Source organism: Actinacidiphila alni (genome assembly GCF_900112845.1).
In the GTDB taxonomy this organism is placed as follows: domain Bacteria; phylum Actinomycetota; class Actinomycetes; order Streptomycetales; family Streptomycetaceae; genus Actinacidiphila; species Actinacidiphila alni.
Genome location: NZ_FONG01000003.1, coordinates 389499 through 402213, shown reverse-complemented (window position 1 = coordinate 402213; position 12715 = coordinate 389499). Strand labels below are relative to the sequence as shown.

The window sequence follows — 12715 nt, the reverse complement described above, 5'->3', positions numbered from 1 at the left end:
GGGCCGCGCTCACTCCGGGGTGCGCCGGCCGCGCATCACCATCGCGAGACAGGCCGCGGTCGCGGCGAGGGCGAGCGCGGCGGGCAGCCGGGCCCAACTGGTCGAGGCGACCGGGACGGTGGCGCAGACGAAGGTCAGCGCGGAGGCCGCCGCCGCGGTCAGCAGCGGGGCCGGGGCGCGAGCGGCGCGCGGCGCGGTGGAGCCCATGATCCAGTCGTCGGTGATCAGCACGTACGCCAGGAAGAGCGCCGCGACGCAAACCGCGAGCCAGGTCGGCGGGTCGGTGGCGGCGGCCGCGACGACCGACGCCGCGGCCAGCACCGTGGGCCGGCGGCGGGCCGCGATCCCGCGGCGGCGCAGCGCATACTGCGCCGGCCGCGCGTCGGTCATCGGCGCCGCCCACCAGGCGGCGCACCCCACCACGACCAGCAGGAACACCCGGGCACCCGGGGAGGTGCCGGTGGCCGCCGGGAGGTCGCACGCGGCCAGCGCGAGTGCGGTGCCCAGGAACCGGGCGGGCAGTTGGGACGGCATCCGCAGCAGCGTCCGGTACCGCGGGACCTCGGGCGGCCGCCACGACTGCTCGGCCGCGGTGATCGCCGCCGCTCTCGCGGCCTGTTCCGACAGCCGCCGCCCGGTCGTCCCGCTCATCGCCGTCCTCCGTGGATCCGGGTGCGCATCAGCGGTGCGATCGCCAGGTCGAGTGCCTCGCCGCGCTCGTGCGTGACCACGGCGATGCCGCGTTCCTTCAGTGCGAACCGCATCGCGTCCCGGTCCGAGCGCCACAGCCGCAGCGCCAGCTCCGCGATCGTGTCGCCCGGTTCGACGTACGGGTCGGCCGTCGCGATCTCGATCACCACCAGTGCCAGGGCCCGCCGCGACACCTGGTGCAGCACGTCGAGGATGCGCTGGTCGGTGAGCGGTGTGAAGACGTACACGATCGCGCCCTGGGGCAGCGCGGGCGGCGGCAGGCTGCTGACGCCCGCGGTGCGGTAGGCGACGTCCTTGCGGACCTCCAGGACGGTCTCGACGATCCGGTAGAAGTAGCCGTCGCTGCTGCCCGGTTGCAGCCAGCGGGTGGCGCCGCCCACCGAGACGACGCCGACCCGGTCGTGGGTGCGCAGGTAGGCGCGGACGAGGCCGGCGGCGGCGCGGAAGGTCTCGTCGAGCGAGGAGGTGCCGGTCGCAGGGTCGAGGATGTCGCCGAGCACATCGAGCAGCACGACGGTGTCGGCGGCGCGCTCCGCCGCGTACTGGTGGAGTTGCAGGCTGCCGCGCCGGGTGGTGGCGGGCCAGTTGATACGGCGCTGCCGCTCGCCGCGGATGTACGGGTGGACGCCGATGACCTCGACGCCCTCGCCGCGCTGCATCGCGGTGTGCTCGCCGAGCCGCTGCGGCAGCCGTACGGGGATGGGCGTCATTCCGGCGCGGGACGGTACGGGGAACACCGCGACCTCGCCGAGGTCCACCCGCAGCGAACGGCGGCCGGAGCCACCGGTGTCGTACAGATCGATGTCCACGGTGCCCAGCGTCCAGCGGCCCCAGCGTTCCGCGGTGAACCGCAGCTCCAGGTGGGAGGCGCCGACGGTGAGGTGGTCGAGCCGTACGCCGGGGCCGAGCGTGATGCCCGGGTCGAGCCGGCCGCGGTCCCCGTCGTAGGCCACCGCGATCCGCGCGGTGACGGTCTCGCCCTCGAACAGCCGCCGCGGTACGACGTCGGCCGTGGCCTCCATCCGGGTGGCGCGCCCGCCCAGCGGCAGCGCGAGCGCGAGCAGCACCAGCGGTCCCGCGGCGAGCGCGAGCAGCCAGGGCCGCCCGGTGATCAGGGCAGCGGCGGCGGCCACCGAGGCGACCGTCCCGTAGCGCAGGGCGCGTTCGCCGGACCGCCAGCCGGGCGGCGGCGGGGGCGGCGGCTCCGACTGGGTGGCGGACCGCGTGCCCGGCGGCGGCTGCGGTCCGCCGAGCGCGCGGTCGACGGCGGCCGAGGCGTCGGTCATGACGCGACGACGCCGCGCGACTCCAGCGGCACGGTGCGCGGCGCGGGGACGGACTGCACGATCTCGCGGATCACGTCGTCGGCGTTGATCTGCCGGACCCACAGTTCCGGGCTGAGCGTGACGCGGTGCGCGAGCGCGGGGATCGCCACCCACTTCACGTCCTCGGGCGTGACGTAGTCGCGGCCCTCCAATACGGCCCGGGCGCGGGCGAGTTGGACCAGAGCGAGGCCGCCGCGCGGGGAGGAGCCGACCTCGATCTGCGGGTGCTCGCGGGTCGCGCCGACCAGCGCGACGATGTAGTCGAGCAGGTCGTCCTCGACCTCGACCTGTTCCACGGCGGCGCGCATCGCGACCACTTGTGCGGGGTCGCCGAGCGCCCGCAGCACCGCCTCCGGCGCGGCCCGGTCGATCCGCGAGCGCAGCATGCCGGTCTCCTGGGACGGCGACAGATAGCCCATCCGTACCCGCAGCAGGAAGCGGTCGAGCTGTGCCTCGGGGAGGGTGTACGTGCCCTCGTACTCGATCGGGTTGGCGGTGGCGATCACCACGAAGGGCGCGGGCAGCGGCCGGGTGCTGCCGTCGATGGACACCTGCGCCTCTGCCATCGCCTCCAGGAGCGCGGCCTGGGTCTTGGGCGGGGTGCGGTTGATCTCGTCGGCGAGCAGCAGGTGGGTGAAGACGGGGCCGGGGCGGAAGACCATCTCACCGCTGTGCTGGTCGTAGAAGGGCGCGCCGGTGACGTCGGAGGGCAGCAGGTCGGGGGTGAACTGGATGCGCCGGAAGTCCAGTCCGAGGGTGGTGGCGAAGGACCGGGCCAGCAGGGTCTTGCCGAGGCCCGGCAGGTCCTCGATGAGGACATGGCCGCCGGCCAGCACGCCGAGCATCACCAATTGCAACGGCTCCGGCTTGCCGACCACGGCGTTGCGGATCTCGGCGAGCACCGCGGCGGCCCGCTCGCCCGCCTGCCGCGGGGTGAGGGCGTCGTGCTCGGGTGTGTGCTCGGGGCTCGTCACTGCGGTCCTCACCTTGCCTGGTCGTGGAGCGTCGCGGAACGGGATCGGGTACGGGGGCGGAAACGGAGCGGGGGACGGGGAAGGGAATGGGCGCAGGGACGGGGACGGGCAAGAGAACGGGTACGGGTACGGCGGTGGGTCACAGGGTCTCCAGCCGGTCGAGCAGGGCGCGCAGCACCGGCTCGGGGATCGCGGACTGCGGCGGGGTGCCGCGCGGGTCGATCCACGGCCACAGTTCGGGGCCGACGATCGCGCCGGCCCGGTCCGGCCGGTGGTGCAGCAGCACGCCGTGCCGCTCGGCGAGCCGCGCCGCGAACAGCCGTTGCAGTTGCGGCCTGAGGGTGACCGCGAAGTGGATGGCGCCGTCCTCGCCGAGCGCCTTGCGCACCACCCGCGGCCAGTCGCCGAGCGCGGGGGCGCGGCTGCCCAGCAGGCGCACCGAGCCGCGGTGGCCGCTGTCGTGCGCGCCCGCCCCGCCGAGGTAGCGGCCGATGAACAGGGCGGCCACGGTGATCAGCGCGAGCCCGGTCGCCGCGGCCACCGGACCGTCGGTGAGCACGAGCAGCAGTTCGGCGGCGACGACCAGCAGGCCGAGGATGGTCAGCGAGTGCCGGACGGTGTGCGGCGTGCCCATGGCCCCGCGCAGGCGGTCCTTCACGAGGCGGCTCCCGCGGATCGGTCCGTGCTCTTCCCGCCGTTCCGCGCGGCGCCCTTCTGATTCTGATCCGGTGCTCCGCCCCGGCCGTCGCCGGACTCTCCGGCCGGCCCCTGCCCCGTACTGTCGCCCAACGCCTGCTCGCGCGCGGCCAGTTGGGCGGCGATGTCGTTCAACGCGGCGGCGGCGCGGTCCCGGTGGTCGTCCCCCATCGGGTGCGTGGAGTAGCGCGCCTCGCGGAAGAGCCGGGTCAGCGCCTCCGCGCTCGGCCCGTGCAACACGCCTGCCGCCACGGCCCGTTGGAGCAGGTCCCGCGGGCTGTCCGAGGCCCGCCTGGCGACGCCCGACGCGGCGAGCGACTCCTCCATGGCCGCGTAGCAGGCGATGACGGCGGCGCGCGCGTCCAGACCGCCGCGCAGCGCCCGCCGGCCGGATTCGACGGCCTCGGCGAGCAGTTCGCGGTCGTCGTCGATCGCCTCGTAGCCGGGTACGACCCGCCCCGCCTGCGGCACCCGCAGATAGCGGAGCAGCCGCACCGCCGCGACGACCAGCAGCAGCGCGAGCAGCCCGATGCCCACACCGATGAGGATGTGCTGCAGCAACGGGGGAAAGTTGACGTCCTTGCCATGGTGCGGCTTCGCCGCCCTGGTGGTGGCGGTGGCCGTCGCCTGGGGCAGCTCCCGGTCCTTCGGATCGCGGATCGATCCGGAGGCGTGGCCGCTCGCACGGAAGCGGTGCAGGACGATCAGCAGGAACGGGACGACGAAGACGGCGGCGAGCAGCACCATCCGGACGATGTCGACCAGGCGCTGTTCCAGCGGGTTCAGGTCGTTGTCGTAGTCGATCCGGCTCTGATAGTGGTTGTTGACCATCAGGCCGACCGCGAACCAGGCCGCGGCGAGCAGCAGCACCGGCAGATTTCCGCCGAGGGGGCCGGTCGTCCCGTGGAACAGCCTGCCCTCGGGCCGCAGCAGAAGGGCGCTCAGCGCCGTCCCGGCGACCATGAGCACGCCGAGCGCCAACCGGGCCCTGCCGCGCGCCTGTTGCGTACCGTCGCCGTGTGCCGGGGCGCCGGGGCGCGGTGTGCCCCCGCCGTTTTCCCGCGCGCCGTCGATCTGTTGTGCGCCCCCGCGCCGCCCCGTCCCGCTCACCGCCACCTCCCCATGTCGCGGACGGCAGCTTCGCACACGAGTCCTGGCCTGTCAGCACGGCCCCCGCGCCGGACGCGGCGCGGGTCGGCCGTGCCGGGCCGAGGCGGAATCCGCCGCGGGCCGGCGCCGGGCTCTGCGCCGCCCAGGCCGGTGGCGGCCGGGGCGCGGCGGGCCGGCCGCCAAGCGGAGGACGCGGGCGTCCGCGAAACCGGCGGTGCCCGACCGGGCGCGCCGGCCACCGCGGCCGGAACGCCCCGCGGGTCAGTAGCGCTGCGCCTGTGCCACGCGGGGGAAGAGTGTCTTGCCGGGGTCCTTGGTGCTGAAGGCGACCGGCTGGGCGCGCTTGCCCGCCTCGACATCGCGGGCGCCGACGACCGTGGAGTCCACCACGGCGCCGGAGGAGTCGGCGAATTCCACCTTCACGGCGAAGGACGCCTTCTGGTCGCTGGTGTTGGTGATGCTGACCAGGACGGCGTTGAGGCCGCCGGTCTTGGCCCGGGGGAAGCCGGTGAGCTGGACGTCCTTCACGGCGTTGCCCTGGCCGTCGACCTTGGCCAGCTCCTTCTTGGCCTCGTCGGTCGCGCCGCCGACCGCGGCCTCGACCGACGCCTCGAAGCTGGAGGCGGCGGCCTTGGCCGAGGACTGCGCGGCGGAGGCCGTCTGCTGGGCGGCCGAGGCGAGGGAGTCCAGCGGCGAGGGCAGCGAGCCGGAGAAGTTCTCGGTGCTGGGCGGGCCGCCCGGCGTCGTCGGCCGTGACGAGTCGTTGTCGGAGGAGCTGTCGCACGCCGACAGCAGGGCGAGCGCGCCGGCGGTGGTGGCGACCAGGGCCGCCGCGGTCAGCGAGCGCAGCCGGCGTCCGGTCGCCGCGGGGCCTGTACGGGTTCGTCTCACGGGTGTCGCCTCCGGTCGTGCTCCGGTCGCGGTCGTCGCGGGCGGCGGCCGGGCTCGGGCCGTCCTCCCCCACCCTGCGGGCGGCGGCCCGGCCGCGCAGGGTGCGCGGCGCCGTACGGGTGACCCGGGCCGTCACGCCCCACCCGTCCCGGCTCCGCGTTGCGGGCGCGGCGGCCCGGGCCGAGCATGAGGCCATGACCGATCCGGTGGCGTTCGACGTGGTCAGCGAGGGTCTCGCGGAGGTGCACCGGCGGCTGCTGCCGGTGACGGACGGCGAGGTCGCCTCGTACATCCCGCAGCTCGCGCTGGCCGATCCCGACGACTTCGGCATCGCCCTGGTGAGCATGGGCGGGCACCGTTACGAGGCGGGCAGCTCCCGTACCGAATTCACCATCCAGTCGGTGTCCAAGCCCTTCGTGCACGCGCTGGCGCTGGCCGAGCTGGGGCTGGACGAGATGAGCCGCTGGGTGGGCAACGAACCGAGCGGCGACGCGTTCAACGCGATCAGTCTGGAGCACGGCACCGGCCGCCCCGCCAATCCGATGATCAACGCGGGCGCCATCGCGACCACCAATCTGGTGCCCGCCGATTCGCCCGCCGAGCGGTCCGCGCGGATCCTCGACGCGCTGAGCGCGTTCGCCGGGCGTCGGCTGGCTGTGGACGAGGAGGTCTACCGCTCGGAGGCCGCCACCGGCGACCGCAATCGCGCGCTGGCCTATCTGATGCACGCCGCGGGCTCGCTGCGCACCGATCCGGTGGAGGCGGCCGAGGTGTACTTCCGGCAGTGCTCGGTGCTGGTGAACACCGTGGACCTGGCGGTGATGGGCGCGACGCTCGCCAACGGCGGGGTCAATCCCGTCACCCGAGAACAGGTGGTGCCCGAGCAGGTCGCCGTCGAGGTGCTGTCGGTGATGGCGACCTGCGGGATGTACGACGCGGCCGGTGACTGGCTGGTGCGGGTCGGGCTGCCCGCCAAGAGCGGGGTGTCCGGCGGCCTGACCGCCGCCAGCCCGGCCCGTTTCGGGATCGCCTGCTACAGCCCGCCGCTGGACCGCACCGGCAGTTCGGTGCGCGGCGTGGTGGCGCTGCGCGAGTTGTCGCGACGCTTCGGCATGCATCTGATGCACCACCCGGCGCCGGGCGCGGACACCGTGACGGCGGCCGGCGCCGGGGCCCGCGCCGCGTCGGGCCGCGAGCGGGCGGCGGCCGACCGCGAGCTGCTGGCGGGCGCGGGCGACCGGGTCGCGCTGGTCGCGGCCAGGGGCGAGGTGGACTTCCCGGCGGCGGAGCGGCTGCTGCACGCGCTGGCCGGGGCGGTGCCGGTGGTGCCCGGGTGGGTGGTGGTCGACCTGGACCAGGTCACGTCCGTCAATCCGGTGGCGGGGCTGATGCTCGGCCGGGCGCTCGACCGGATCGCGGCGTCGGGCCACCGGGTGGCGGTGGTCGGCGGGTCGGCGGTCGGCGCGGCGGACGACGCCTGGGGCGGCGCCGCGGTGCGGCACGCGCGCCGCGAGGAGGCGCTGGCGTGGGCGGAGGAGGCGCTGCTGCACGAGCTGCGATCACTTCCACATTGATATATCCATAAAGAGACAAAGGGATGTCATGTCCGGGGGGACCTCGTCGGAAGGGCTTGCCATGCACTCGCCTCTCAGCCCCGCCACCCTCGCCGATCTGCGCCGCCCGCGGCACTACCCCGCCGTCTCCGTCCTGATGCCGACCCACCGGCGCGAACCGGACAACGCGCAGGACGCCGTACGGCTGCGCAATCTGATCGCGCGGGCCAAGGACGCGGTGCAGTCCGACCCCGAGGTGTCGCGGGCCGACCGGATCGATGTCGTGGAGCACCTCGACAAGGCGCTGACGGAGGTCGATCTGGTGCACGCGGAGGACGGGCTCGCGATCTTCGCGGCGCCCGGCGAGCACCAGGTGTGGTCGCTGGACCGTACGGTGCCGGAGCGGGTGCTGCTGGCGCAGACCTTCCTGACCCGCAATCTCATCGCGGCCCAGGCGGCGGACCAGCCGTATTGGGTGCTGGCCGTCTCCGCGGACCACGCGAGCCTGTGGAACGGCGGCCGGGAGCGGGTCACCGCGCACACCGCGGGCGCCTTCCCGATGACCCGCTCGCTGCCGGAGCCGGACATCGAGCGCGAGGAGCAGATCGGCGACCGGCCGAGCACCTTCAACGACGAGGAGACCCGCCGCTACATGCGCGAGGTCGCCGACGCGCTCGGCTCGGTGCTCGCCGCGGAGCCGCGCCCGCTGTACGTGGTGGCCGAGGCGGAGGCGCTGACCGTGCTCGACGACATGAGCCCGGCGGCCAAGGAGGCCGCCCACGTCCTCCAGGGCGGCCTGTCCAAGGGGCCCGCGGAAGCCGTCCGGCAGGCCGTGGAGGACGCCGTGCGCGAGCGCGCCGAGCAGGACGTGGCCGACGTGCTCGGCGAGCTGGACGCCGCCCGGGGCCGGCGCGCCTTCGCCGCCGGTGTGGACGAGGTGTGGCAGTCCGTCGTCGAGGGCCGCGCCGCGGTGGTGGTGATCGAGGACAATTTCCGCACCACGGTGCGCGACGACGCCGACCACCTGGTCCCGGCCGCCTCCGGCGATCCCGGCGCCCGTGACGACATCGTGGACGAGATCGCCGAACAGGCCCTCGACACCGGCGCCCGCGTCCACTTCGTCCCCGACGGCACCCTCGCCGACAGCGACCACCTCGCGGCGGTGCTGCGCTACTGACCGCCCGGCACCGGGCGGGTGGGGCCGGCCCGCGCTACGGCTGCCGCGCCACGTCGCTGACGGTGAGCCGTACGGGGAGCGCGCCGGTGCTGATCAGGGCGGCCAGGTTCTCGGCGCGCTGCCGGGTGAAGTCGCCGGTGATCTGGGCCTCGCCGCCGGTGATGGCCTGCTGGACGGTGGGCGCCGACAGGATCTTGTCGTCCAGCAGGATCGCGAACTGGTCGGCGGGCGGCGTCTGTTGCGACAGGTCCGTGGTGACGGTGGCGAAGTCCTGTGCGCCGCGGTCGGTGAAGCTGAGATTGATCACCCAGTCGGTGCCGCCGCCGGTGTTGAGGTCGGACTTCGCGCTCTTGACGTCCTCGCCGTCGAGCACGACCGGGCCGAGCAGGAGTTTCCTGCCGGTGTCGCTGTCGCAGGCGGGCATCGGCTCCAGCGGCTCGGACAGCGGGGGCGTACCGGTGGCGGGACAAGTGAGCGCGTTGAACCGCTGCCGCACATCGGCGGGTCTGGCGGCGCGGTCACCCTTCACGGCCCGGAAGGTGAGTTCGGCCGTGGCGGCCAGCTGCCGCAGCCGGTCGCCGCTGTCACCCGGCGCGTCGGCGGTGATGAGACTGCCGTGCCGCTCGATCCGGGTCCCGTCGAGGCCGAAGGCGGCGGCGCGCGCCTTGAGCCGCTCCACCGTGGTGGCGAGGTCGCTCGCGCTCATCGCCGTCGCCGGGGTGTACGTGGCGACGGTCCGTCCCGACGCGGTGCTGCCCGAGGGCCTGGGGTCGACGGCGCGCACGGCGTCCTTGTCCGCGGGCGAGTCCGACGACGAGCAGGCGGCGAGCACCGGGGCGAGCGTGGCCAGGGCGAGGGTGAGAGCGGCCGCGGTGACCGTACGGTGAGTACGCATGTGCCCAGTGTGGCGGGCCGTTCGTGACTACGTCAGCGGTACGGCGGAGGGCGCGGCCCCGGCGGCGGGCCGCCGTACCCACAGCAGCAGTACGACGGAGACCACAGCGGCGAACGCGCACCAGGTGGAGACGAATTCGGTCCGCCACACCGCCGCGCAGATCGCGGCGCCCGCGCCGGTGAGGCCGCCGAGCAGCCGCAGCCGCGCGTCCGCGGTGATCAGCAGGGAGCCGACGGTCGCGAGGAGATAGCAGGAGATGAGCAGCGGTACGGCGGGCACGTCCACCGCGTAACCGACCGTGTGACCGCGGATGTCGGCGACCGGCGCCCGGTCGGCAAGGCAGGCGCCGAGCACCGCGGCGGTGCCGAGTCCGGCCAGGACGGGGACGGCCAGCCGCAGTCGCGCGCCGGGCGGCGCGGCGACGAGCACGGCGAGCGGCACATAAGCGGCCAGCAGCGGCAGCGCGATGATCGCCCAGGCGGTGGTGGCGACGCCGGTGCCGCCGCCGCGGTGCCACACCGCGGCCTCGACGAGCTGATGCGCGCCGAGCAGCAACGGCAGCGCGGCCAGCGGCAGATCGCGCACCCGGCGTACGCGCGCCACGCACGCCACGCCGAGCGCGCAGATCAGCGAGCCCGCCGCCAGATCGGCCGTGGCGCTGAAGCACATGCGGTCTCACCTCGGGTGTGCGGTCCGATGATCCGTTGTCCGTACGTCCCGCCACGCTACGTCTCCCGCCCGCCTCCTGGCAGCGGGGCCTCGCCGCGCACCCGGGGGATTCGGCCGCCGGGACCGGTCCCGGCGGCCTTGCTCCACCATTGCGGGGTCGGAACAGTCGACCGGATGGGGCGCCCGATGATCTTCCGCCGAAAGCGCCGGCAGGGTCTGCAACCGCGGGCCAAGGTGATCGTCGCGGTCACCGATGTCCTGCGCGAGGTCATCATGATCTGCAGCGCGTGCGGCCGGCTGCTCTGCCACGACTGCACGGTCGGCGACAATCCGCGGCTCAGCGAGTGCCCGCACTGCCGGGGTCCTGTCGTGCTGCCGATGATCTGACCGGTCGCCGCGGGCTCCGACCGGCTGTCAGGGTCCCCGACCGGCGGTCAACAGCGGTCGCGGGAACGCGAAAAGGCCCCACGCGCCGGAGCGCGTGGGGCCGGAGGCGGTGCTGTCGTGAGGTCGGGGGCGGACTACGGGATTCAGCTCGCCAGCAGATCGCGGGTGCCGGTTGTCCAGGCGCGCGGTCCCGCGAAGCCGTGCGAGCGCCAGCGGGCGGCGGCGCGGCGGCGGGAGGCGGACGCCTGACCGGCGTCGGCCGCCGCGCGGACCGCGGCGGCGCGGGCGAGCAGCACCGCGGTGACCGCGGCGATCTCCTCGGCCGTCGCGGTGCCGCGCTCGACGCGGACCAGCGTCTCGGGTGCCCCGGGTGTCGCGGCGGGCGCCGACTCGGGTGCGGCGAGCGGCAGCACGGCGGGCGCCGCGTTGATCGTCTCCATGTCGGGCTGTCCCGGCTGCGCCGGGATGGTCACCGTCCCCACCCGCACCAGGTGGGGCGCGGTGGGCGTGGGGGCGGCGGTGATGGCGGCAGGCATGGCGGGATCCCCTTCGGGTGGGAACGGTGGGAAGGATGGGAGCGACTGACGGAACGCCGTCGTACGGGTCTGCAAGTCGTACGGGTCCGGCCATCGTGCGGGTCCGGCCATCGTGCGGGGCGGGCAGTCGCAGAGGTCCGGCAGTCGGTCGGGTCCGGCAGTCGCAGAGGTCCAGAAGCCGTACGGCTCGCGCTACTGCGGCGGGTTGCCGTGCTTGCGGCGCGGCAGATCGGCGTCCTTCGTCCGCAGCATGTGCAGCGAGCGGATCAGCACCGCACGGGTGTCGCGCGGGTCGATGACGTCGTCCACCAGGCCGCGCTCGGCGGCGTAGTACGGGTGGACGAGTTCCCTGCGGTACTCCTCGATCTTCTGCAGGCGCATCGCCTCGGGGTCGTCGGCCGCCTCGATCTCCCGGCGGAAGACGACATTGGCGGCGCCCTCGGCGCCCATCACGGCGATCTCGTTGCTGGGCCAGGCGAGCGCGATGTCGGCGCCGATGGACTGCGAGTCCATGACGATGTACGCGCCGCCGTACGCCTTGCGCAGCACGACCGAGATCCGCGGCACGGACGCGTTGCAGTACGCGTACAGCAGTTTGGCGCCGCGCCGGATGATGCCCTCGTGCTCCTGGTCGACGCCGGGCAGGAAGCCGGGGACGTCGACGAGGGTGATCAGCGGGATGTTGAAGGCGTCGCAGAACTGCACGAAGCGCGCGCCCTTCTCGGACGCCTTGATGTCCAGCACTCCGGCCATCGCCGACGGCTGGTTGGCGATGATGCCGACCGTCTGGCCGTCGAGCCTGGCCAGCGCGCAGACGATGTTGGGCGCCCAGGCGGCGTGCACCTCCATCGAGTCGCCGTCGTCGACGATCTCCTCGATGACATCCCTGATGTCGTAGCTGCGGTTGCCGTCGTCCGGCACGATCTCCAGCAGCCGGTCGCCGGGCCGGTCCACCGGGTCGTCGCCGTGGCTGACCGGCGGCAGTTCGCGGTTGTTGGACGGCAGCAGCGACAGCAGGTAGCGCACCTCGGCGAGGCAGGTGTGCACGTCGTCGTAGGCGAAGTGCGCGACGCCGGAGACGCCCGCGTGCACATCGGCGCCGCCGAGCGCGTCCTGGGTGACCTCCTCGCCGGTGACGGCCTGGACGACATCGGGCCCGGTGATGAACATCTGCGAGATGCCGCGGACGGCGAAGATGAAGTCGGTCAGCGCCGGACTGTAGGCGGCGCCGCCCGCGCACGGGCCGAGCATCACGCTGATCTGCGGGATGACGCCGGAGGCGCGGGTGTTGCGCTGGAAGATGCCGCCGTAGCCGGCGAGCGCGGAGACGCCCTCCTGGATACGGGCGCCGGCGCCGTCGTTGAGCGACACCAGCGGCGCGCCGGCCGAGATGGCCATGTCCATGATCTTGTGGATCTTCTCGGCGTGCGCCTCACCGAGCGCGCCGCCGAACATCCGGAAGTCGTGGGCGTACACGAAGACCGTGCGGCCCTCGACGGTGCCCCAGCCGGTGACCACACCGTCGGTGTGCGGGCGCTTGCCCTCCAGGCCGAAACCGCTGGCCCGGTGCCGGCGCAGCGCCTCGACCTCGGTGAAGCTGCCCTTGTCCAGCAGCAGGTCGATCCGTTCCCTGGCCGTCAGCTTGCCCTTGGCGTGCTGGCGTTCCGTCGCCTTGGGGTCGGGCCCCTGCCGGGCCAGTTCCTTGAGCCTGCTCAGCTCTTCCAGCCGGTCGGGGGCCTGGGACTCCGCGTTGGACATGGCGCTCCACTCTCCCTTGCTCGGGTTCATGTC

Annotated in this window: 13 protein-coding genes; 3 read left to right on the top strand and 10 right to left on the bottom strand. The window is 74.2% G+C overall.

Annotated elements, in window-relative coordinates; genetic code table 11:
• Window positions 1-9: 9 nt before the first annotated feature.
• The 6 genes from BM076_RS07515 to BM076_RS07490 form a co-directional block, all read right to left on the bottom strand.
• On the bottom strand, window positions 10-651 hold the full coding sequence (locus BM076_RS07515; protein ID WP_245795824.1) for a hypothetical protein: 642 nt from the start codon (window positions 649-651) through the stop codon (window positions 10-12).
• A complete protein-coding gene (locus BM076_RS07510) occupies window positions 648-1997 on the bottom strand; it encodes a DUF58 domain-containing protein (RefSeq protein WP_093712570.1) in 1350 nt (449 codons plus the stop codon). Before BM076_RS07510 ends, BM076_RS07515 begins: the two co-directional genes overlap by 4 nt.
• Window positions 1994-3010, bottom strand: a complete 1017-nt coding sequence (locus tag BM076_RS07505; RefSeq protein WP_093712569.1) for an AAA family ATPase — start codon at window positions 3008-3010, stop codon at window positions 1994-1996. Before BM076_RS07505 ends, BM076_RS07510 begins: the two co-directional genes overlap by 4 nt.
• 139 nt (window positions 3011-3149) lie before the next feature.
• Window positions 3150-3668 (bottom strand): hypothetical protein, encoded by a 519-nt coding sequence (locus BM076_RS07500; protein ID WP_245795822.1) that lies wholly within the window; start codon window positions 3666-3668, stop codon window positions 3150-3152.
• The gene (locus BM076_RS07495) at window positions 3665-4816 is read right to left on the bottom strand and encodes a DUF4129 domain-containing protein (RefSeq protein WP_245795821.1); all 1152 of its coding nucleotides are present in this window, start codon (window positions 4814-4816) and stop codon (window positions 3665-3667) included. Before BM076_RS07495 ends, BM076_RS07500 begins: the two co-directional genes overlap by 4 nt.
• 261 nt (window positions 4817-5077) lie before the next feature.
• Window positions 5078-5707: a hypothetical protein gene (locus tag BM076_RS07490; RefSeq protein ID WP_093712568.1), complete on the bottom strand. Its 630-nt coding sequence runs from the start codon at window positions 5705-5707 to the stop codon at window positions 5078-5080.
• Window positions 5708-5901: 194 nt separating this feature from the next.
• Between BM076_RS07490 and glsA the strand changes: the two genes are divergently transcribed.
• Window positions 5902-7281, top strand: coding sequence for a glutaminase A (gene glsA / locus BM076_RS07485; RefSeq protein ID WP_093712567.1), 1380 nt, complete (start codon window positions 5902-5904; stop codon window positions 7279-7281).
• Between the two features lie 61 nt (window positions 7282-7342).
• Window positions 7343-8437, top strand: a complete 1095-nt coding sequence (locus tag BM076_RS07480) for a baeRF3 domain-containing protein (RefSeq protein WP_093712566.1) — start codon at window positions 7343-7345, stop codon at window positions 8435-8437.
• Between the two features lie 34 nt (window positions 8438-8471).
• Here BM076_RS07480 and BM076_RS07475 read toward each other — a convergent pair whose 3' ends face one another.
• Together BM076_RS07475 and BM076_RS07470 are read right to left on the bottom strand one after the other, a co-directional pair.
• A complete protein-coding gene (locus tag BM076_RS07475) occupies window positions 8472-9332 on the bottom strand; it encodes a preprotein translocase subunit SecD (RefSeq protein WP_093712565.1) in 861 nt (286 codons plus the stop codon).
• A 27-nt stretch (window positions 9333-9359) separates the two neighbouring features.
• The gene (locus tag BM076_RS07470; protein ID WP_093712564.1) at window positions 9360-10001 is read right to left on the bottom strand and encodes a DUF6629 family protein; all 642 of its coding nucleotides are present in this window, start codon (window positions 9999-10001) and stop codon (window positions 9360-9362) included.
• 186 nt (window positions 10002-10187) lie between these two features.
• Between BM076_RS07470 and BM076_RS07465 the strand changes: the two genes are divergently transcribed.
• Window positions 10188-10388 carry a hypothetical protein gene (locus BM076_RS07465; RefSeq protein WP_093712563.1) on the top strand — a complete coding sequence of 67 codons (201 nt, stop codon included), beginning with the start codon at window positions 10188-10190 and terminating at the stop codon, window positions 10386-10388.
• Between the two features lie 143 nt (window positions 10389-10531).
• On the opposite strand, the gene BM076_RS07460 is transcribed toward BM076_RS07465, so the two are convergent.
• A complete protein-coding gene (locus tag BM076_RS07460) occupies window positions 10532-10924 on the bottom strand; it encodes an acyl-CoA carboxylase epsilon subunit (protein ID WP_407640630.1) in 393 nt (130 codons plus the stop codon).
• A gap of 192 nt (window positions 10925-11116) precedes the next feature.
• Window positions 11117-12712, bottom strand: a complete 1596-nt coding sequence (locus BM076_RS07455; protein ID WP_407640629.1) for an acyl-CoA carboxylase subunit beta — start codon at window positions 12710-12712, stop codon at window positions 11117-11119.
• Window positions 12713-12715: the final 3 nt, after the last annotated feature.